This window comes from Psychromonas sp. MME1, from assembly GCF_041080865.1.
In the GTDB taxonomy this organism is placed as follows: Bacteria; Pseudomonadota; Gammaproteobacteria; order Enterobacterales; family Psychromonadaceae; genus Psychromonas.
Window position 1 is genome coordinate 2,766,697 of the sequence record NZ_CP160906.1, and the last position, 21,713, is coordinate 2,788,409.

At 40.6% G+C, this 21,713-nt stretch carries 23 protein-coding genes; 7 read left to right on the forward strand and 16 right to left on the reverse strand.

Going from position 1 to position 21,713, the window contains the following annotated elements; translation table 11 throughout:
• Positions 1 to 81 precede the first annotated feature (81 nt).
• A complete protein-coding gene (locus AB2N10_RS12715) occupies positions 82 to 1,071 on the forward strand; it encodes a calcium/sodium antiporter (protein ID WP_354622746.1) in 990 nt (329 codons plus the stop codon).
• Positions 1,072 to 1,250: 179 nt separating this feature from the next.
• Here the strand turns inward: AB2N10_RS12715 and AB2N10_RS12720 are convergent, their stop codons facing one another.
• The 3 genes from AB2N10_RS12720 to nirB all read right to left on the reverse strand — a co-directional run bounded on the left by AB2N10_RS12720 (position 1,251) and on the right by nirB (position 5,058).
• A complete protein-coding gene (locus AB2N10_RS12720) occupies positions 1,251 to 2,063 on the reverse strand; it encodes a formate/nitrite transporter family protein (protein ID WP_354622747.1) in 813 nt (270 codons plus the stop codon).
• A gap of 121 nt (positions 2,064 to 2,184) precedes the next feature.
• A complete protein-coding gene (nirD, locus tag AB2N10_RS12725) occupies positions 2,185 to 2,511 on the reverse strand; it encodes a nitrite reductase small subunit NirD (protein WP_354622748.1) in 327 nt (108 codons plus the stop codon).
• Complete coding sequence (nirB, locus tag AB2N10_RS12730; protein WP_354622749.1) at positions 2,512 to 5,058, reverse strand: nitrite reductase large subunit NirB; 2,547 nt, start codon at positions 5,056 to 5,058, stop codon at positions 2,512 to 2,514.
• Between the two features lie 259 nt (positions 5,059 to 5,317).
• Here nirB and AB2N10_RS12735 point away from each other — a divergent pair, with 259 nt between their 5' ends.
• Positions 5,318 to 5,800, forward strand: a complete 483-nt coding sequence (locus AB2N10_RS12735) for a DUF523 domain-containing protein (protein WP_354622750.1) — start codon at positions 5,318 to 5,320, stop codon at positions 5,798 to 5,800.
• A gap of 13 nt (positions 5,801 to 5,813) precedes the next feature.
• Here AB2N10_RS12735 and AB2N10_RS12740 read toward each other — a convergent pair whose 3' ends face one another.
• Entirely contained in the window at positions 5,814 to 6,608 is a 795-nt protein-coding gene (locus AB2N10_RS12740; protein WP_354622751.1) for an NAD(P)H-binding protein, read from the reverse strand.
• Positions 6,605 to 6,793 (reverse strand): DUF1289 domain-containing protein, encoded by a 189-nt coding sequence (locus AB2N10_RS12745; RefSeq protein ID WP_354622752.1) that lies wholly within the window; start codon positions 6,791 to 6,793, stop codon positions 6,605 to 6,607. The genes AB2N10_RS12740 and AB2N10_RS12745 overlap by 4 nt, the downstream gene beginning before the upstream one ends.
• A 114-nt stretch (positions 6,794 to 6,907) precedes the next feature.
• On the opposite strand from AB2N10_RS12745, the gene AB2N10_RS12750 reads away from it, so the two are divergent.
• Complete coding sequence (locus AB2N10_RS12750; RefSeq protein WP_354622753.1) at positions 6,908 to 7,264, forward strand: glutathione S-transferase N-terminal domain-containing protein; 357 nt, start codon at positions 6,908 to 6,910, stop codon at positions 7,262 to 7,264.
• A 17-nt stretch (positions 7,265 to 7,281) separates the two neighbouring features.
• Here AB2N10_RS12750 and AB2N10_RS12755 read toward each other — a convergent pair whose 3' ends face one another.
• The 4 genes from AB2N10_RS12755 to aguB form a co-directional block, all read right to left on the reverse strand.
• Positions 7,282 to 7,914 (reverse strand): LysE family translocator, encoded by a 633-nt coding sequence (locus tag AB2N10_RS12755; protein ID WP_354622754.1) that lies wholly within the window; start codon positions 7,912 to 7,914, stop codon positions 7,282 to 7,284.
• Positions 7,915 to 8,040: 126 nt separating this feature from the next.
• Positions 8,041 to 9,129, reverse strand: coding sequence for an agmatine deiminase (gene aguA / locus AB2N10_RS12760; protein WP_369433932.1), 1,089 nt, complete (start codon positions 9,127 to 9,129; stop codon positions 8,041 to 8,043).
• A complete protein-coding gene (locus AB2N10_RS12765; RefSeq protein WP_369433933.1) occupies positions 9,126 to 10,529 on the reverse strand; it encodes an APC family permease in 1,404 nt (467 codons plus the stop codon). Before AB2N10_RS12765 ends, aguA begins: the two co-directional genes overlap by 4 nt.
• Before the next feature lie 36 nt (positions 10,530 to 10,565).
• Positions 10,566 to 11,441 (reverse strand): N-carbamoylputrescine amidase, encoded by an 876-nt coding sequence (aguB, locus tag AB2N10_RS12770; RefSeq protein WP_354622757.1) that lies wholly within the window; start codon positions 11,439 to 11,441, stop codon positions 10,566 to 10,568.
• Between the two features lie 121 nt (positions 11,442 to 11,562).
• Here aguB and AB2N10_RS12775 point away from each other — a divergent pair, with 121 nt between their 5' ends.
• Positions 11,563 to 12,453: a LysR family transcriptional regulator gene (locus AB2N10_RS12775; RefSeq protein ID WP_354622758.1), complete on the forward strand. Its 891-nt coding sequence runs from the start codon at positions 11,563 to 11,565 to the stop codon at positions 12,451 to 12,453.
• Positions 12,454 to 12,475: 22 nt separating this feature from the next.
• On the opposite strand, the gene AB2N10_RS12780 is transcribed toward AB2N10_RS12775, so the two are convergent.
• The 5 genes from AB2N10_RS12780 to AB2N10_RS12800 form a co-directional block, all read right to left on the reverse strand.
• Positions 12,476 to 13,213: an MFS transporter gene (locus AB2N10_RS12780; protein WP_354622759.1), complete on the reverse strand. Its 738-nt coding sequence runs from the start codon at positions 13,211 to 13,213 to the stop codon at positions 12,476 to 12,478.
• Positions 13,214 to 13,241: 28 nt separating this feature from the next.
• Complete coding sequence (locus AB2N10_RS12785; protein ID WP_354622760.1) at positions 13,242 to 13,931, reverse strand: MFS transporter; 690 nt, start codon at positions 13,929 to 13,931, stop codon at positions 13,242 to 13,244.
• Positions 13,932 to 14,135: 204 nt separating this feature from the next.
• Complete coding sequence (locus AB2N10_RS12790; protein ID WP_354622761.1) at positions 14,136 to 14,501, reverse strand: hypothetical protein; 366 nt, start codon at positions 14,499 to 14,501, stop codon at positions 14,136 to 14,138.
• Positions 14,502 to 14,722: 221 nt separating this feature from the next.
• Complete coding sequence (locus AB2N10_RS12795) at positions 14,723 to 15,376, reverse strand: methyl-accepting chemotaxis protein (protein WP_354622762.1); 654 nt, start codon at positions 15,374 to 15,376, stop codon at positions 14,723 to 14,725.
• Between the two features lie 26 nt (positions 15,377 to 15,402).
• On the reverse strand, positions 15,403 to 16,341 hold the full coding sequence (locus tag AB2N10_RS12800; RefSeq protein ID WP_354622763.1) for a methyl-accepting chemotaxis protein: 939 nt from the start codon (positions 16,339 to 16,341) through the stop codon (positions 15,403 to 15,405).
• A gap of 379 nt (positions 16,342 to 16,720) precedes the next feature.
• On the opposite strand from AB2N10_RS12800, the gene AB2N10_RS12805 reads away from it, so the two are divergent.
• Positions 16,721 to 18,499: a GGDEF domain-containing protein gene (locus AB2N10_RS12805; RefSeq protein WP_369433934.1), complete on the forward strand. Its 1,779-nt coding sequence runs from the start codon at positions 16,721 to 16,723 to the stop codon at positions 18,497 to 18,499.
• A gap of 21 nt (positions 18,500 to 18,520) precedes the next feature.
• On the opposite strand, the gene metJ is transcribed toward AB2N10_RS12805, so the two are convergent.
• Both metJ and AB2N10_RS12815 read right to left on the reverse strand, forming a co-directional pair.
• Positions 18,521 to 18,793, reverse strand: a complete 273-nt coding sequence (metJ, locus tag AB2N10_RS12810) for a met regulon transcriptional regulator MetJ (RefSeq protein WP_354622765.1) — start codon at positions 18,791 to 18,793, stop codon at positions 18,521 to 18,523.
• 124 nt (positions 18,794 to 18,917) lie between these two features.
• A complete protein-coding gene (locus AB2N10_RS12815; RefSeq protein WP_369433935.1) occupies positions 18,918 to 19,985 on the reverse strand; it encodes a methyltransferase in 1,068 nt (355 codons plus the stop codon).
• A gap of 228 nt (positions 19,986 to 20,213) precedes the next feature.
• On the opposite strand from AB2N10_RS12815, the gene AB2N10_RS12820 reads away from it, so the two are divergent.
• Positions 20,214 to 20,798, forward strand: a complete 585-nt coding sequence (locus AB2N10_RS12820; protein ID WP_369433936.1) for a beta-ketoacyl synthase chain length factor — start codon at positions 20,214 to 20,216, stop codon at positions 20,796 to 20,798.
• Positions 20,799 to 20,917: 119 nt separating this feature from the next.
• Entirely contained in the window at positions 20,918 to 21,535 is a 618-nt protein-coding gene (locus AB2N10_RS12825) for a lysophospholipid acyltransferase family protein (protein ID WP_369433937.1), read from the forward strand.
• The last annotated feature ends 178 nt before the right edge of the window (positions 21,536 to 21,713 follow it).

The window sequence follows — 21,713 nt, forward strand, 5'->3', positions numbered from 1 at the left end:
CGACTATTTTAATTTTTTAAGAAACGCCGTACATGCAAATGTCCGGCGTTTTTTTTTCTTAAACACAAGGAGTTTTATACTGTGATATCGCTATTATTACCTGCTTTTGCGATTGTTGCTGGTTTCGCACTACTCATTTGGAGTGCCGATAAATTTGTACTTGGCGCTTCAAATACGGCAAGCAGCTTTTCCATCTCACCCTTAATTGTTGGCGTTGTCATTGTTGGTTTAGGGACATCTGCACCTGAGATGTTAGTTTCGGCAATTGCGGCATGGCAGGGCAAAACAGGGCTTTCTATCGGTAACGCGATCGGTTCAAACATTACCAATATTGGCTTAATGCTTGGACTCACGGCACTCATTTATCCATTACAAATCCATTCCAAATTACTCAAAAGAGAAATGCCCGTTTTACTTATCATTATTTTGATTAGCTTGTATCTGCTTTGGGATCAAAACCTCAGTGTGGTGGATGGCCTCATACTTATGATGATGATGTTTGCGATGTTAGCATTCACGGTATATGAAGCGAAAAGCCACGGTGAAGATAGCTTGCCACAGGAAATTATCGATGAATTACCAGAGCAGGTTAGTAAAGGCGAAGCACTAAAGTGGTTAATATTAGGCATTGTGATACTGATTGCTTCCTCACGTATTCTAGTCTGGGGTGCAGTAGAAGTTGCCGAATACTTCGCCGTCAGCGACCTCATTATTGGTTTAACCATTGTCGCAATTGGCACCAGCTTGCCGGAACTTGCGGCGACGCTTGCCGCTGCACGTAAGAAAGAGTTTGACCTTGCTGTGGGTAATATTATTGGCTCTAATATTTTTAATATTCTTGGGGTAATGGCGCTGCCCGGGCTTATTAATCCAGATACGTTTGATCAGGAAGTATTAACTCGCGACTATCCAACCATGATCGCTCTAACCGTTGCCTTAATGGTGTTTTCAATCGGATTTCGTAAAGGTAAGTCGGGTGTATTAGGCCGTTTTGAAGGTGGGTTATTGTTAATGGGTTACATTGCTTACATGGCCTGGTTATTTATAGATATGAGTAAAACAGTTTCCTAATAACGCAGGGCGGGTTTTCGCGCTAGCGCCCCGTAGGGCAAAAATAGCACCAATCTGCGTTGTTATAAAATCTCTATCTAGCATAAGTATATTCATATTTTGCTTACAAAAAAGCCTCGTGTAAAAACGAGGCTTTTTTATTATCTACGATTTTTTACCTAAAATAAGACGCTAAAAATTTACTTAACATCTAATGGTGCAGCTGTTTTCTTGTGTGTTAGGTAAAGAGGAATCGTTGCAAATAATAAACCACCAACAATATTACCTAAGATAGTCGGGATAAGGTTGAAGTTCAACCAAGTCGCGATACCAAAATCAGCACCTAAAATCATGCCCAGTGGGAATAAGAACATGTTGACAACCGTATGTTCAAAGACCAAAACGAAGAAGATGAAGATAGGTAACCACATTGCGGCAATTTTCCCCCCCACTGAACGTGACGTCATGCCACCCACGACACCTAAACATACCATCAAGTTACAAAAAATAGCACGAACAAAACAGGTGATCCAACCATCTACACCGAAGTTTTCAAAACCAGCAGTCCGCGCTGTAGAGACCTTAATAAACGTTTGCGCTACCGCGTTAGTATCAATACTGAAATTCATCGTCAAAGAAACAGCAATCAAATAAGCAACAAGCAGTGAACCGATAAAATTACCTAGACCTACGAGTCCCCAACAACGAAATACGCGAGGCCAATCAATACCAGGACGGTTTTCAAATTTAGCCAGCGGCGCTAAACCAAAAACCCCCGTTACAAGATCGTAACCCATCAGGCTTAAGATACAAAAACCAACAGGGAAGACGAGCGCACCAACAAGGCCACTGCCAGTTTGTGTGATAGCAGTAATTGCAACCACAACGGCAAGCGATAAAATAATACCAGCCATTGTGCCACGTAAAATCAGATCACGTGTGCTGGTATTGGATTTGGCTTCACCAACATCGATCATGGTTTGTACGAAGTCAGCAGGTTTGTTGTAAGACATAGTTAAGCACCTAATAGTAAAGTTAATGTGAAAGTTAAAATTAAATAGTAAAAGGCTTCCTACTCACCTCCAGGAATGCACATTCACAGCGTAAGTAAGAAACATTTCAGCTATTTAATCTTTACAGCTGCACTTCAATTTGGCCGCCAGAAACACGCACTTTATAGGTTTCGATAGAAACATCTGCATTCTCTAAACAGTGACCATCCGCTAAATTAAAGCGTTGTTTTTTCAATGGTGAAGCAACCCATAACTGCTCTTGATGCTCACAAATCACACCTCGAGATAACACATTTGAACGCGCAAATGGATCCATGTTATTAACGGCAAAAAGCTGTTCGTCATCATAAGGGCGGAAGATAGCCACTTGTTTACCATCAACTAACGCACAAACGCCTGTTGATGGGAAAACAGTTTCTAATTCACAGACTTTAATCCACTTGCTCATTTACGCTTCCTCCAAAGTAATTTTGTACGTAGGTGCTTTTTCATCTAAAAATGCAGGGCGTTTTTGACCACGCTCAGGGGTAAACACCACATTATCATCTTGCTGATCACTATTAATAAAGTGTGCAAAGCGTTTCAGTTGTTGCTCATCATTTAGCGTCGTTGCCCATTCACAATGATAATTATCAATCGATTCAGCCATCTCTTTTTCAAGCTGTGCATTAATGCCTAATTTATCTTCAATCACTACTTTTTGCAGGTATTCAATACCACCTTCTAGGTTTTGTAACCACACCGAGGTACGTGTTAATTTATCCGCCGTACGCACATAGAACATCATGAATCGATCTAGGTATTTAATTAATGTTTCTTTATCTAAGTCAGAGGCAAGTAATGATGCATGCTGCGGTTTCATACCTCCATTACCACAAACATAAAGGTTCCACCCCGCATCAGTGGCAATAATGCCGACATCTTTACCCTGTGCTTCAGCACATTCACGCGTACAACCCGAAACACCAAACTTCATTTTATGGGGGGTGCGCAATCCCTTATAACGGTTTTCCAACTCAACACCTAAACCAACACTGTCTTGCACACCAAAACGACACCATGTACTACCTACACAGGTTTTTACCATACGCAGTGCTTTAGCGTAGGCTTGACCTGTTTCAAAACCAGCATCTAAAAGCTGTTTCCAAATATCAGGAAGATCTGATTTATGCGCGCCGAATAAACCAATACGCTGTGCGCCAGTGATTTTAGTGTATAGCGCATATTGCTCAGCAACACTGGCAACAGCAGCTAAGCCTTTTGGTGTTACTTCACCACCAGCCATACGTGGAATAACTGAATAAGTACCATCTTTTTGCATGTTACCAAGGAAAATGTCATTGGTATCTTGTAGACCATTATGTTCTTTCGTTAGTATGTGCTCACCCCAGCATGACGCTAAGATAGAACCCACGGTTGGTTTACAAGTTTCACAGCCGTAACCTTTACCGTATTTAGCTAATAAATCTTTAAAGGTTTTGATACCTTCAATACGGATAAGGTGGAATAACTCTTGGCGAGAGTATTCAAAATGCTCACAAAGATGGTTTTTAACTTCCATTCCCTGCTTTTTTAGCTCCGCATTAAGTACTTGCGTAATAAGCGGAACACAACCACCACAGCCTGTACCAGCGCCCGTTTCTCCTTTAATCGCACCAATCGTTGTATGCCCAGCCGCAACGGCATCAGCAATATCGCTTTTCTTCACATCAAAACATGAACAGAGTTGTGCGCTCGCAGGTAAAGCATCCACACCTAACCCCGCCGATTTAGTACCAGCATGCGCAGGTAAAATCAAAGAGTCAGGATGTTTAGGCAGTTCGATATCGTTAAGGGTATATTGCAGTAAATCACCATAACTTTCGGTATCGCCCACTAATACAGCACCCAATAATGCCTTACCATCTTCCGAGACAATAATGCGTTTATATACGGCACTGTTTTCATCAAGGTAAACATAACTTTTACAATTTGGCGTGCGACCATTGGCATCGCCGATACTACCAACGTCAACACCTAATAATTTTAATTTTGCGCTCATATCAGAGCCAGTAAACGCATTGTCACGACCAAGTAGGGTATCAACGGCCACTTTCGCCATGTTATAGCCCGGTGCCACTAAGCCGAAGAATTTTTCATTCCAGGAGGCACACTCACCAATCGCGTAAATATCCGCATCACTGGTTTGACATTGGTCATTGATGCTAATCCCACCGCGAGGTGCAGTCGCTAACCCACACTGCTTAGCTAATTTATCCTGTGGGCGAATACCCGTTGAAAAAACGATAAAATCAACTTCTAACTCACTGCCATCGGCAAAGCACATCGTATTACGCGCTGTTTGCCCTGAGCTGACTATCTCTTGCGTATTTTTAGTGGTGTGTACATTGACACCAATGTGCTCTATTTTATGGCGTAACATTTGTCCGCCCTGCACATCTAACTGCTCAGCCATTAATACTGGGGCAAACTCAATAACATGCGTTTCAACGCCAAGTGCTTTTAATGCTCCCGCAGCTTCAAGCCCTAGCAATCCACCACCGACCACGGCACCGCTTTTGCTACGGTGCGCCGTTGTTTCAATCGCCTTTAGATCTTCAATCGTACGGTAGACAAAACAGTCTTTATTATCATTGCCCTTAATCGGTGGCACCCAAGGATAGGATCCCGTTGCCATTACTAATTTATCGTAATAAACCGCACGACCAGTTTGTGAGTGAATCACCTTTTGTTCACGATTAATCATTAAAGCGCGTTCACCAAGCAATACTTCAATATTGTGTTTTTCATAAAAACCCTCTTTTACCAAAGAAAGTTCTTCTGCCGTATGGTGAGAAAAGTAGGAAGATAAATGAACACGATCATAGGCAACGCGAGGCTCTTCACAAAAAACAGTGATTTGAAATTTATCAAGATCCGCTTTATCGACAAAATCCTCAATAAAACGATGACCTACCATACCATTACCAATAATCACTAATTTTTGTTTACTCATATTTTCCTCAATCACGAAGTGAAGTTAAATTCACCTGCAGACTAACCAAATAACGAAAAACAAATTTGATGAAAATCAAAATAAACAGCATCACGACCCGAATTTCATTAACAAAATAGCAATATACCCACTAATAGGTAACCATTTACTTAACAAAGACCACATATAAATCAATGTTTTCTAACAAAACCTTACTTTAAAAAGGGGTAAACGTTGTGCTATCTTGCGCTGCTAATTTCTAAACAAAAACGATACCGCTATGCCTAAAGACAACAATATTAAAATCCTCATCAGTGCCTGTTTACTTGGTGAACGGGTACGATACGATGGCAAAATAAATAAACTAGAAGATCCCTTAATAATGCAGTGGCAACAAAAAAAGTGGCTATTACCCGTTTGCCCTGAAGTGTGTGGCGGTTTAGCAACGCCACGCGCAGCTGCTGAAATACAAGTAGATGGCAGCATTAAAACGGCAAGTGGGGAAGATGTGAGTGTAGCCTTTAAACTCGGTGCACAAAAAACCTTGCAACTGGCCTTAGAGAATAAGGTGAAAGTTGCCATTTTGACGGAAAAAAGCCCATCATGTGGCAGTTCATTACGTTACGATGGCAGTTTTAACAGGACATTAGTTAACGGCGAAGGGTGCACCGCTAAGTTATTACGTGCCCATAATATCGCAGTATTTAATCAATTTAACTTAGCGGATGCACAAGCTTATTTGCAAGCAATAAACGACAAATAATTAACTCTATCGCTTACTCGTAATCATCAATTTGCATTAGATCTGGATGGATAAATTGATAATCCAACAAGGCTTTTACTTTGTCATTACAAACAACCTTATTAATTGCCGAATCATCACTAAGGCGCGGTTTTTCTAACCCTAATGCTAGCGCATTGTGGGTATAAAATTGCGCTTTTGTTGGGTGGGTATCTGCGCAGCCATTTAACACTTCCCCCCAAACTTCGCGTTTAATAATCTGTTCAATCATCTCAACACAATCATCAAGATGAATAAGATTAACTGGCGCTTGCGCTGAGGAAATGGTCTTAGCAGGCACTTTTGTCGTAGCGAAGAAGCGCCCCGGATGACGGCGCCCACCAATTAATCCAGCGAAACGTAAAATAGTTGTCTGAAAATGGCGACTATTACGAAACAGTGATTCGATGGTTAAAAGCGGATGCAATACCTCACTTAGATCATCAGACTCCTTACAAAGCCCACTATTATTGGGATAAACCCCCGTTGAGCTAATGAATAACAGCTTCTGTATCGACGACTGTTCTATTTTTTCAAGCAGCAGTGCAAAGGCAGCTACATTTTTACTAGTGATATTAATGAGTAAAATATCACTATTTAAAAAAGGGTCGATATTATCCTGTAAATTTTCAATATCGATAAGGTAAGGCTGTAAACCCAACGCTGCTAAATGTGCCATTTTTTCGTCAGTGCGGGTAGAAATTTTAACCTGTGCAAAGCGCTTTAATAGCCTCTTTGCAACGGGTACACCTAACCAACCACTGCCCAAAATACTGATAGTTTGCTTCATTTATCCCCCTTTGATTTTGCATCTCTTTCTTTGCGTTTTTGAACGCGAGCCAGAATAACTCGCTTCTCTTGCTCATTCACTTCTCGCCACTGCATAATTTCATTCATTGTGCGAAAACAGCCGATACAAATATCTTTTTCATCCAAGCAACAATTTCGTATACAGGGTGATGCAATGTCACTCATCGATGTAATCCATTCTGTTTTTCTAGGTATCACCATCTTACCTTTAATGATCCATTTTTTTCAGTTAAACTTACTTTTATTTTTAACATTTTTATAACAAAAGAGAGTGTGTAGATGTTTATAATCCGTTGGATTTTGGGGCGTATCATTTTATTAGTAAACTTTAGTTTGCCGCCTAAAAGACGTAAACGAGAGCAACATGAACAGATTAAAATAGATTTAGAGAGTAAATCACTGCAGCTATACCAATACGAAGCCTGCCCTTTTTGCGTCAAAGTGCGCCGCGCGATGCGTCGTCAAAATCTTACAATAACCACGGTTGATGCTAAACAAAGCGCTAATAAAGAGATACTTGCAACACAAGCAGGCAAAGTACAAGTGCCCTGCTTGCGTATTGAAGAGGCCAATAAGGTCACTTGGCTGTATGAATCCAAAGCGATTATCAATTATTTAAATAATCGCTTTGCCTAAGATAGTGACGGTTGAGGTTATTTATCACTGAGTATTAGTTTTACCCCGAGAAAAATTAATACAGCACCGGTCAGCCCTTCCATGGTTTTCATCGCACTTTGATTTTTAAAAAAGGCTTTTGCTGAATGGATGGCATGAGCTAAACCACATTGCCACACCATCGCAATTAAAAAATGAATAGCAGCCATGGTTAAAGATTGTAAAACGGGTGAATAATTGGGGTCGATAAATTGCGGTAAAAAAGCCAAATAAAAAATAGCCGTTTTCGGATTAAGCACATTAGATAAAAAGCCTTCGCGCAGCGAACGACGACAGTTAAAAACCAGATGCTTTTGATCTTGCATGGTTAAATCAGGCTGCGCTTTAAACATGCCACGCAAGCTAGTGAGCCCAAGCCAAATAAGGTATGACGCACCAATCCACTTCATCACCTCAAATAACTGCGCAGACTGCAGTAAAATTGCCGAGATCCCCAGTGCAGAAAAAAGTGCATGCACAAACAGGCCGGAACAGATCCCTAAACTGGTCACACAGCCATCAAGGCTACCTGAACGGCTACTATTACGAATCACCAATGCCGTGTCTAATCCCGGAGTTAAGGTGAGGATGGTGATGGCAATTAAAAAAGCTTCGAAATTAATGATATGCACGCAGTTGCTCCCTATCCAGATAGGTATTTATAGCAAGAAGGCAAGAGTTGATCAATGAGATAATAGCAATGGCTGACCATAAAAAAGCCCCACTATTATTAATGGGGCTATTATCGGCATATTTTTTTATAGCGGTATTTGTTGTGTTATACAGTGGATGTTGCCACCTCCAAGCACAATTTCACGTGCAGCAATCCCTTTTATCTCATAATCAGGAAAGACCCGTTGTAATATGTTAAAAACTTCTTGGTCATGGCGTTCATCTAACAAAGGATAAACAATCTGCCCATTACTAATTAAAAAATTAGCATAAGAAGCCGCTAATCGCTCTCCTTCTTGTCGAGACATCCCATCACTGGCAACGATCCCCTGTGCCTCTTCCTTGGTAATATACAAAGGCCCCGGCATCGGTAGCTTGTGGATAGTTATCTTGCGCCCTTTAGCATCACGCGCCTCACGCAGTGTTTGATAAGCTTGCTGACTAATAGCATACTGTGGAATGAGGGGATCGTCACAGTACGTTAATAACACCTCACCCGGTTTAACAACATGCATTAAATTATCCACATGACCATTGGTTTCATCATTGTACAAACCCTGCTTAAGCCAGATTATTTTCTCCACCCCTAAATGGGCCTGTAACTGACTTTCTATTTGCGCTTTGGACAAATCAGGATTACGGCTTTCATGCAACAAACACTCTTCCGTCGTGAATAAGGTCCCCTCACCATCAACATGAATAGCCCCACCTTCTAATATCATCGGCGCACGATGGCAACTATCATTATTAATTTCGGCCATTTTCTTAGCGACTTTATCATCACTATCCCAAGGGGCATATAATCCATCAACCAACCCACCCCAAGCATTAAATTGCCAATCAATCGCTTTACGTTGCTGCTTATCATTAACCACATAAACCGCACCAATATCACGCAGCCAACAATCATCGTAGGACATTTCAACCACTCGTACACTATCAGGCAACTTGGCTCGAGCTTGATCGTAATGCAACGGGCTCACAATCATCGTCACCGCTGTTTTTTCAGCAATGGTCGTGGCAACATCAATAAATGCTTGCTGTGCCATTTTGCCGTTTTCTCGCCAATTATCTGCTCGATGTGGCCAGCCCATCCAAACACTTTGCTGAGGTTCATACTCACCGGGCATGCGATATCCTCGCAGTGAATGTATTGAATTAAGTGCTATATTCATACACAAGCCTCCTTTGAAGTAGAGATTTTGCCCGCCTTATTTGCCGCTAAACTGCGATATAAGAGCACTTCACCAACCACAATGGTCATTAACACACCACCTAATACAGGCGCACTGTAGGTCCAGTCGATGCTACTGGAAATAATCTCAGGAAAGATAAATAGCACAACGGCCTGTGCGATAATGGCAAAACAGATTAACGTCATCACTAACTGAGTGACAAAGTTGCCTGGCACTTTAAAAGGGCGAATTTGCTGTGCGTCGGTAACTCGTAATTTTAAATATGCTGGGAACATAAATAGGTAAGGTAAAAGAAAGATACAACTAGAGAAGGCAAACATCGACCAGAACAATTCATCATTGCTACTCGCAAAAAAAGCATAAATAACGATCACGGCAGTAGAGACTAAACCAGTGATTACATTGGCTCCAACAGGGGTTGCATATTTTGCCGATAAATAACCAACGCACTCAGGCAACTCTCCTTCTTTGGCAGATTCAGCTGCAGCGCGACTAGAGCCCATCGTCCAGCTGACCATGTTGCCAATAAAGGTAATTAGCGTCATTACACCAAGCATCAATGTGATTGCTTGACCAAAGGCACCGTCACCGAAAAGCACCTTAAAAGTATCCACAATACCTGCTACCAAGCCAATATCTTGCACGGGTAAAGCCGCCAATATACCAAGGGTACCGACAACATATAAAAAAGCAGTCACCGCAATGGCAAGAAAAATCACCTTAGGTACTTGTTTTACATCTTTCATCTCCTTGGTCATTGTTGCAACCAATTCAAATCCCATTAGATTGAAAACTAAAGCAGGCAAAAAGGCACTGCCCGTTTCAAAGGAGGGGAGCATCGCGGAAAATGTAAACTCATTAGCAAAACCATGATTAAAGGCATGTACAAAACCACCAATAGCCAACACAGAAATAATCGCTATTTTTAATATTGCGCAAAGATTAGAAACCCACAGGCCAACATTTACAGAAACATTACAAATCCAAACCGTTAACCACGTTAAGCTGATACAAATGGCTATTTGCATGGCCAGTGACAGATCGGGAAAGAAAAGTTCGGCAAAAGTACCAGCAAATAAAATATAAACAGCAGGCATCCATAAACCGACATTCACCCAATAAAACCACGTCACACGGATTGCCCAATTTTTACCAAAGGCACGTTTTATCCAATCATGAATCCCGCCCTCTCCAGGGTAGGTGGCACTTAACTCGGAAGTGATTAACCCATAGGGGATAACAAATACAACCAGCATAAATGCCCACCAGCCAATAGAACTAACCCCTATTGATGCTGAGGCGGTTAATGTATCGAGTACTAAAACAGCACATAAACTAAACAGTGCGAGCGCGCTAACGCCCATTTTTTTATCCGTCATAATTTTATTCCTTTATTTTAATAAGCAGTGTTACGCTTACAGATTCCCATCAAGCGTTAATAGCGTTTTATACTGATCAGGGCGACGATCTCTAAATAGCCCCCAAGCTTGACGTTGAAAAGTGATTTCATCGAGATCAAATTCATGACAAAGCACCCCTTCGCTGACACGGTCAGCCTGCTCAACAATCGCGCCACTTTGATCGCAGATAAAAGAACAACCAAAAAATGTAATGCTCACATCACGCGTTGTCGCACTCTCCATACCAATACGATTGGAAGCAATAATAGGGGTTTGATTAGCGGCGGCATGACCTTGCATCACTCGCGTCCAATGCGGTTGCGAATCCATTGTAGGTTGGCTTGGCTCGCTACCAATTGCCGTTGGATAGAAGAGGATTTCCGCTCCCTGCAAAGCCATGCAACGCGCTGTTTCAGGAAACCATTGGTCCCAACAAATACCAACGCCAATTTTTGCATAGCGTGTATTCCACACTTTAAAACCCGTATCACCAGGGCTAAAATAGTATTTTTCTAGGTAGCCATCACTGTCTGGAATATGTGTCTTACGATAAGTTCCCAATAAAGAACCATCCGCATCAATCATCGCCATGCTGTTAAAGCGCACATTGCCTGATTTTTCAAACCAGCTAAAAGGCAAAACCACTTGCAGTTCTTTGGCTAATTTAGTGAGTAATTGAAAAGCCGGATTTTCTTCTAAGGTGGTCGCTAATGCATGGTATTTTTCATTAATTTCAATGCAAAAATAGGGCGTTTCAAATAACTCTTGTAAAAGAATAATCTGCGCACCTTCACTGGCAGCTTGACGAACTAAACGCTCAGCTTTAACAAGATTTTCCTGCACATCCCATGAACAAGACATTTGTGTTGCAGCAACTTTCACTTTTCTCATTGTGTTTACATCCTCATATTTTTAAATTAACAGTAGATTTTTAATGGTGATACTTTATCCTCGCTTAAGTTATAATGAAAATGCGATATTTTGATTTTAATATGAAGGAAAGTAATAACCTATGGATATAGATATTAATCAACTGCGCTTGTTGGTTCTTTTAGATCATGAAAGAAACCTCTCTCGCACTGCACAGCGGCTTTTTATGAGTCAGTCTGCGGCAAGCCACATTCTTTCTAAATTACGTAATCGTTTTGATGATCCATTATTTATAAAAACCAAGGTAGGAATGGAACCAACCCCCTTTATCGCCAATTTATTACCGGGAATTAAAAAGGGATTAAACACCATTGAAATGGCGCTCGATAAGGCAAAGCCCTTTGAACCGAGCATCGCTGCGAAAACCTTCTATATTGGTGCGATTGATTACTTTGAATTTTATGGCTTACCTAAATTAGCAGCCAAAATAGAAAAAAAAGCGCCGAATGTACGTATCGGCATTGATATCTTGTCGGAAAATTTACAGCTAGAAAGGATTGAAGATGGGCGCATTGATATCTTACTTGCTGTTGATAATTTGCAGGAAATGCCACGTTATTATCATCGCTATCATTGGTTGTCAGACCATTATGTTGGCATAGTGGCAGAGAAAAACAGATTGCCTAGCAGCTTAACACTAAAGCAGTTTTTACGCACCTCACAGGTTCATCTACCGCTAATCAACAGTGGGGCAGATCTCATTGATCGCTGGCTACATAGCCAACATCAGTCCCGCCACATATCTATGATAGTGCAAAGTTATGCGGTTGGTGGCATGGTTATCGCCAAAAGTAATTATTTAATGTGCGTCCCTTATAATATAGCCAAACAGCTCGTGGAGATGCTGCCGTTAAGGATGGTTAATCTGCCAGCTGGCATCCCCGAATTATCTTTAAGCATGTTTACCCATCAACTTTATGATAGCCAAGATAGCGTACAATGGCTGATCAAGCAGATTCAATCCTGTACCTAAGAATGGCAATCAGTCATATCGCTCACCATTTTTGATCAAGGTCGTCTAGCTGTATTCTCGGCGCTCGAGCGGCATTAATCGCACAACAGAAAGCGAGTACTGCGGCGAGTAAAAATGCAGTTTGAAACGCATCAATAATATGCGTTTGCGGGCTAGCCAACAAAAACTTAATGTTGGCATTGCGGTCAAAGTTAGGAATTAATGCATAGATAAGAGCACCAAATAATGCCGTCCCCATCGATGCCCCCAATGAACGCGACAATGATGCCATTGCAGTAATACGTCCGAGATTCTCTTTACCGCCAACGGTTTGAATAAGCAGTTGTGTAGACGGCATGACAGTGCCTAATCCCAGACCGCAGCAAAGCCCTAATCCAGAGATGATGGTTGGCTGTGGAGGTAGCAAACCTAATAATAAAAACGCCACCGTGGTGATACTCATCCCCACCACAGGTATCCATTTCGGAACGCCCGTCTTAGCGATTATCTTACCGGTAATATACGATCCTGTTATTAACCCCGTGGTTAGTGGCAATAATAATAAACCTGAAGTCGATGCATTAGCACCAAAACCAAGCTGTAAATAGATTGGCAAAAAAAAGATTAATGCAAACAAACACGCAGCAAACAAAAACGTTGACGTTAACGGAATATAAACCTCCTTTTTAATCAATAAATGCAGCGGTAGAAATGAGTGCGCAGTTTTTTGTTGTTGCATCAACATCACTATCGCCAACAGGATAGCCATACCAATGTACATCGCACTCTCTAAGGAAAACCATGGGAATCTATACCCCCCCCGAAGTTAACCAAAAAATAAAGGTCGTCATAATGATGGGGAACAGGATTAACCCAACCCAATCTACTGACCGTTTAACTAATGAGGACGGGCTGGCCGCCAAAGCCAGTAAGCGATAGCCAGCAAAGATCGCCAGCGGGATATTGATCCAAAATAACCACTTCCATGAAAAGTACGTCACAACAACCCCTCCGATCACAGGCCCACCGATACTGGCAACGGCGAATAGAGAGGCAAAATAGCCTTGAAAGCGAGCACGTTGTCGAGGTGGTATCAGCTCACCAATCAATGCCTGCGATAAACTCATCAACCCCCCGCCACCTAAACCTTGTATCACTCGCCCAATAATCAACATCGGCATGGAATGCGCCAACGCAGAGGTCAACGAGCCAATAGAAAAGATCACTAACGCCACAATCAACATATTACGGCGATTATAACGGTCTCCCAACCACCCATAAATGGGAACGGACGCCGCCGTCGCAAGCAGATAACCAATCATGATCCAAGAGGCGGATTGGATCCCACCCAACTCCTTAGCAATGGCAGGTGTCGCCGTGGAAAGTAAGGTTTGGTCTATCGCTGCTAATAACATCGGTAAAAAGACAATTGAAAAAATACCCAAAAAGTGACTTTTTGAGACCATTTTTGAAGATGTTTGTGAAGAAGCGTTATTCATAAAAAGCAGCCACAAAGAGAACAGAGCCATATCATAAGTCTATTTGCAGTGATCTTCATATTATTATTACGAAACGGGCAAATTTAAGCCGTTATGATTAAATAAAGATGGATACTCTCTACACACAGTAGCAAATGGCGGGCTAAAGCCCGCACCCCATTTAATAATAGCCACAATGTGTCATGCATAGCGCTAATGTCGGGACTAAACTCTTACATAGGTGCGGTTCTGGTAACGCTTCAATAGGATATAAAAACTATGTGCAACGAGAGCGAAACCGCCCCCAATCGCCCAAGGCGTGATATAAAATGCAAATAAAAAAAGTGAACAAGCTAAAAGTATAAAGGGTTTAAATTCATAAATTGCTTCAGGTAGAAGCGTCCCGCGTCGATAAAAATTTGCTTTTGCAGGATGCCTATAATGAAATCGCATCATCCACACTAAAGCCCCTAATCCATAAAGAGCTATACCCGAGAAAAGCCCCAGTATGCTATCGATAGAGATGGCACTCACACCACCTATACTCAAATAGGCATAAGGAATAAGTTCATAAACTGGCTTCGACAACATTATTTCCCCTCCCGATTAGTTAAAAAACGCTTCAACTGAGAAATGAGTGATACCTCAAGTCATCGTATTGATAACAGTTATTATTTAATCTTTAATCAGTATAGGAAGAGTCACAGAGAATTAGCAAATATTAACTAAAAATATTTTCCTGAGAGGCTTAGCCAATACTGTACGGGCTTAGCCTCAGACACTAACTAGTATGTAAAATCAGATAGTTAACCTTACACCGTGCTAAATATCCTTAACTGCGCATTAATTTGTTCAACACGCGAGACCATTTCACCGCTGTAGTTCAATCCATCTGTAGACATTTTCGCCGATAAGCCAGCTAATTGTTCGGTATTATTAATATTTTTCTTTACTCCACTGACCACTTCCATTTGAAATTGGGACCGTTCACTAATCGTATTCGTTTGCACGGCAATTTTATCGAAAATATGGGTGATCTGTAACAGTAGTTGACTTGCTGCTTCCGCTTTTAAAACTGCGTTATCACTCGCTTTTTCTCCCTCACACATCAACTGATAACAGATTTTTGTATTTTTTTGAATACTGGCAATGATAGCTTGAATATCTTTAATGGAATGGGTCGTTTTAGTGGCTAACTGGCGCACTTCATCAGCAACAACGGCAAAGCCTCGCCCATGCTCTCCAGCCCTAGCGGCTTCAATCGCTGCATTTAAGGCCAACAAGTTAGTTTGCTCAGCAATAGATTGAATCACCTCGGTGACTTTGCCAATTTGCTTACTGCTAGTAAGTAAATGTGTCATATTGTCACTATTATCCTTCACCAATAGTGCCACATCCATAATAGCGGCGACCGTCTCTTTGACCGTTTGATTACAATCATGCGCCTTACCATTGGCATCGATCACAGCACCATTAGTAACCTGTAAGTCATCTAATGAAGCAAACTTGCTTCATTCAAACTATCGACACTGCTAATTGTCGATTGCAACTCTACCTGCTGGGCAAGTAACTGCGCTTCATTGCTACGATTAATAGCAACCAATTGCTGTGATTCCGTCGCTAAATGGGCGGAGTTTTCTTGTATACTTTCGATAATAACGGCAAAGGAGCGGATCATCCGATCAAAACGCCTACCGATATCCCCAAATTCGTCTCCTTGCGGCATATCTAGCTGCAGTGATAAATTGTTACTCGATTCAATCTGCGTAATAATATTGAGCATCTTATCGAGGCGACGATTCACACCCCAAACGAGCCACCAGCCCAACATTAGAGCAACAAGAGCAACACTAATAGCAATAATACCAAGCCACTGTTTAATAGTGGCACTATATTGCTGAGCCTCTTGCAGTGTCTCATCTGCTATGATTTTCTGCTGCTTAATCAACGCTTTTAAGAGTGTTGTGATTGGCTCAATACCACTATAAAGCTCAAGATCGACAAAATCACTCATTGCATAACTCGATTGTGCTTCAATAAAACCTTGCAACTTGAGAATCGTATTTTGTGCCGATTCAAAAGCGCCCTGATTGCCTTCTATCAATATTTTTTCTTGCTCTGATAATTCACTACTTAAATATTGTTGCCAACTTATTTGCAATGTTTTTTGGGCACTTTTTATTTGCTCATCAGCTTCGCTCCAGAGCAACATTTGTGCACGCGTCTTATGCGCCAAATCGACAATATTGGTCGAGTAAAGCGTCACTATTTCGTTTAATTGAATAATAGGCAGTAAGCGTTTAGATATCACATCCTCTGTATTTTTAATCAATACATTAGAAGAGTGAAACATAATCGTGATAAAAAAAATCGTAATGAAAATGGGAATACAAGTTAGTAGGATTAATTTATGTTTAACTTTTAACTTCATTATTTTATTCACCTTAATCAAAAATGTACTTTAATAACCAACTGAATTATTTAAAGTAATTGTTTTTTATTAAGAAAAGATAAATAAATAATTAAATTTTCACGGAAATGAATAAATTCTTATACGAAAAGAATTAAGGGAATAACCCATAAAATGACATTAATCAAACCATGTTCAAATAGAGAAGCAAATTGATTGCGATACCAGCAATTGTCATAAAAACGTCACAAACAAACCTTATCTTAAACGCTTTACAGGGATATCACTTATCGATTTAACACTTTATTTACAATACCTTATAACCTTTAAAGGTTAGCTAAAGAGAGCCAAATAAAATGAGTAAAAATCTCGAATCTAACCTATTTAATGAAGACTAAATATGCAAAATTTAACGACGATTTCACTGGACTCTATCATTCAAAATAAAAATCTTAGCGTTGTTTTTCAACCCATTATTGAAAATGCGGAACGTAGTATTTTTGGATATGAGGCCTTAATACGGGGGCCGTTAGGAGGTACATTGCATTCACCAGTGGCGCTATTTGCAGAGGCCAAACAACAAGGCAGATTAGTCGAATTGGAGTTTTTATGTCGCGAGTTATCAATTCTGCAATTCAAAAAACTTGACCTCCCCGGGAAGCTATTTCTTAATGCGAGCCCAGAAACGCTCTTCCAACCTAACTTCAAATCAGGCCAAACATTAAAATTACTGGAAAAAATAGGCTTCCCGCCTTCCCGTGTCGTCATTGAATTAACTGAACACAGTCCCTTAGAGAATTATGAACTAGTTCGAGATGCATTAAAGCATTATAAGGAGATGGGCTTTGAAATTGCCATGGATGATTTAGGCTCGGGTTACTCTGGACTTCGTATGTGGTATGAGTTGCGCCCCGATTTTGTTAAAATTGATTGCCACTTTATGTGTGATATTGATAACGATAAAGTAAAACAGCAATTTGTACGCTCGATAAAAAATATTGCTCAAGAGCTAGATTGTAAGGTGATTGCCGAGGGTATTGAAACAGTCGATGAATTTCAATTTATAGAAAAAATTGGCTTACCATTTTGCCAAGGTTATTATTTTAGTCACCCAGAGCCGCTCCCCATCCAAAAGGTAGAGAACCATTTTTTCAGTGATAGGCGAGTCACCAAAAGAAGTAAAAACAGGCTTATTTCATCAAAAAAAGTCGGTGATTTATTGCAATATATCGATGCAATTAACGTTTCAACAAGTGTAGAAACGTGTGCGGATTTGTTTAAGCAAGCACCAGACTTAGATAGCATTCCAGTGCTTGATAATAATATACCGATTGGCTTAATTCGCCGTAACAGCCTAACAAATTTATTTTTTTCAAAATACGGGCGAGAATTATCAGGCAAAAACAAAATAACATCGCTCGTTGATCGGCATGTTCTGATATTAGAGAATAATTTACCGATTGAACAAGCCAGTATGTTAATTAGCGATCAAGTTAGAAGTAAAAAAGCACTGGAATTTATTATTGTAAGTAATGGAGAATACCAAGGCGTTGGCTCCATTATTGACCTTCTTAAGGAGATCACTAATCTACAAATCGATAATGCGCGCTATGCCAATCCACTCACTTTGTTACCTGGTAATGTCCCCATCAGTAAAAGATTAGATCTACGGATTAAAGAGCAAATACCCGTTGCGGTCTGTTACATCGATCTAGACCATTTCAAGCCATACAATGACTATTATGGTTATGAAAAAGGTGACCAAATAATCCTTGGCGTTGCAGATATTTTAAGAGAGGTTATTACTGATCGTGATGACTTTATTGGCCACATTGGTGGAGATGATTTTATTTTAATTCTATCCTCTGATTCTTGGCAAAAAAAATGCCAGAAAATACTCAACAAGTTCGCTAACTGGGTTCGCGATCGCTACCAACCAGAAGATCTACTAAAGGGCGGAATATTAGGTGAAGATCGCGAAGGTAATAAACAATTCCACCCGCTTTTGAGTTTATCCATAGGTTGCGTAAGTTTACCACCGCCCATTTGTAAAACGCATCACGATGTTGCCGTATTAACCACATACGCGAAATCAATGGCTAAAAAAATGAAAGGTAATTCTCTATTTGTCTACAACGACATAGCAACAGACAATCAACGACGAGATAAAGCGAGCTAGTTTTTTAAATATGGAACATTATTATTCAGTTGTTACTTTATCTGCATCTTGATTTTTATCTAGGTCTTCATCTTTCGGCAAAGGCTGCCCCGTATAGGCATGCAAAAATGCTTCACAAAGCAATTCGCTATTGGTTGCATGGCGCAGGTTGTTTACTTGACGACGCGTTCGCTCATCGGTCAGTATTTTCAAAACTTTGGTGGGAATTGAGACGGTTACCTTTTTAACTTGCTCACTTTTTTTACCGTGTTCAGCATAAGGGCTGATGTATTCACCGTTCCATTTTGTAGACATGTTTAAGACCCCATAGTTTTTATGGGGCATTTTAACGTGTGTTGTGATTTTTGGCAATCCGCACATCAAGATGGCTAGATGTCCGCCATGTGGTTCAACAGCAGAGAATGAGAAATTTTCCCCATTAATTTACCTGTAACTCAAGCAGGGTATGCCCCAAACCGATATCATCACTACGTTTCACCACAACAAATCCTGCGGCCTCAACTATCTCCAAGAAATCTTCACTGCGATAAAAGCGACTATTCCCATTAGCAAGACAGGTAAAATATAATGACGTTGCATTTAAGCTTAATGTTGCCGCTTCATATTTCTGAGCATCACAGAACAGCTCTAAAATATACAATTTAGCCTGTTTACTCATGGCATTACGTACTCGTTGTAAAATACTAAGTATCTCCATAGGAGAAAAACAATCTAGAAATTGACTCATCCACCAAATATCAGCGCCCGTTGGTAAAGCGAGGTGTTTATCGAGCATATTCATGGGGTAACCTTTTATGCGATCTGCAAAACCTTGTGCTTTTACGTTTTTCATCGCCATTTCAATCTGCTGTGGCAAATCAATAATCGTCATTTCGACATCACTATCATAATTAACGCATTGTAAAGACCATCTCCCGGTGTTGCCGCCAATATCAAAGATACGCTTAGGTTTATCTTTAAATATGGTTTGCAAAAGAATAGGGAAAGCTCTATCTGAGTAGAAATGGTCGAATTCAAACCAGCTTTTTTTCGCTTTCCCAGGCAAAATGGATAAACCTTCATAAATGTTTGCCCAATTACCCAGCTCCTTTAAACCCGCAGGAACGCCCTTTTGTATCGATTCGGTTAAATGCATCATCGCGGCATAACAAACATCCGCCGTGAAATCTAAGTTAATACGCGTCATTTTGTCGTGTAATAGGAAATACCCTAGGTTAGCAATAACGTAATTGGGTTTCTCCCATGTAACGATATGGGCACTTAATGCCATTTCTAATAACACTTTTACGCCATATTCAGAAACATTCGTTTGCCGACTTATTTCTGTCGCACTTAACCCTTGTGACTGAGCGTTATCTAATACCGTTAAAATGCCGAGATCTCGTAACGTGCGAGCAGCATGAAAAACAATTGGGGAAAAGGCCAATTTTTGTGCTTCATTTTTTGCTTGTAATGCCGTTAATGGATCCTTAGAAAAATCAATCATGACGCCCCTATTATTTAATCTATTAATTTGTCTGTTATTTCGTTAATGAATCGTAATTCAACTGCTACGAGTAGGGTTATTGTATGTTTTTATTGGCAAAGTAACAGTATCAGCAGCAATTAATCTTTTTTTGATCATATCGCGAGTAGCAATGCATGATTGATGGTAGATTTACTACCTTGCTATGCTACAGCTTGTAACTCGTCATTAAAACAAAGAATAAGATTTATGGATGATATCGAATTTAATATAAAAGCTTGGCTCGCATTAGCTCCAGGAGTAAATAACAGGAAAGATTGGCAAACATGGCTAGATAAAAACAAACGCTGGCCAACGACAACCGAGAGCGTTGCAGATAATTTAATTCCGCCGATGATGCGTCGACGCATGAGTCGTTTAAGTAAAATAGCGGTACAAACTGCCCTACAACTCTCTCAAGAAGCGCAGATCGACTATATTGTTTTCTCTAGCCGCCATGCAGAACTCTCTCGGACAGTCGCTTTACTTGAAGATATCATTAAAGGCGAAGATGCTTCACCGATGGCTTTTTCGCAATCGGTACATAATACCGCGGCGGGTTTATTCACCATCGCTAGCCATTGCACCGCGCCTGTGACATCAATAACCGCGTCAGATAATAGCCTCACAAGTGCCATTATTGAGGCCTACTGTTACCTTGCGGAAAACCCACAACATACGGTCTTACTCGTTGATTTTGATGAAATGTTACCCGCGTTATATCAACAATATGAGACTCAGCAATACCCAAGCTATGCGTTCGCCATGTTGTTACAATCTGGGCGGGACGTTTGAATCAGTTATCAACAAAATCAACAAAATCAGCGAGAAGAATACCCACAGGCGTTTAATGTCATAGATTTTCTTTTAACAATGCGCAACATGGAAATTAAAAGTAATCATAAAAAATGGATTTGGACGAAACAATTGTGACACTCTACCAACGTATTAATAAATTATGGCGTATTTTCGCGACGGCTTTCTGTTTTAGCTTATTTGGTTTGGGCGGACTGACGCTTACCTTTATTATCTTTCCTCTATTAACCTTTTCCATCAAAGAAGTCAGTCAACGAGAGTTACAAGTACAAAAAATAATTCAGCGCGCATTTTCGCTTTTCTGTGACACCATGCGCTTTCTCGGTGCGCTTGATTACCGTATTGAAGGTGCTGAAAAGTTACAATTAGATAAAAATTGTTTGCTTATAGCGAATCACCCTAGCTTAATTGATTACGTACTGATCGCCTCCCGCCTAAAGCAATGCGACTGTTTAGTGAAAGCTGCAATTTGGCATAACCCCTTTATGAAAGGCGTAGTTAAATCAGCGGGATATATTCCCAACAACGGCGCACAAGAGTTAATCGAACATTGCGCTAAACGCTTAAATGATGGCAATGTGCTTTTAATTTTTCCTGAAGGAACACGCACCACGCCCGGTAAACATTCGGTTTTACAACGAGGGGCTGCACAAATTGCTATCAAAACAGCGACAGATATACGGATGATACATATTCATGTATCCCCCCTTTTTTAACCAAAGAGACAAAATGGTATCAAGTTCCTGACATAAAGCCCTTTTTCCACGTGCAAGTAAAAGATAAACTAAGCATACAGCCTTTTATTGATAGTCACCTTCCTCCTTCGGTAGCGGTCAGAAATTTAAATAGGCACCTTAGCGATCTTTTTCCACCCGATCACACTTAAAAATCAGT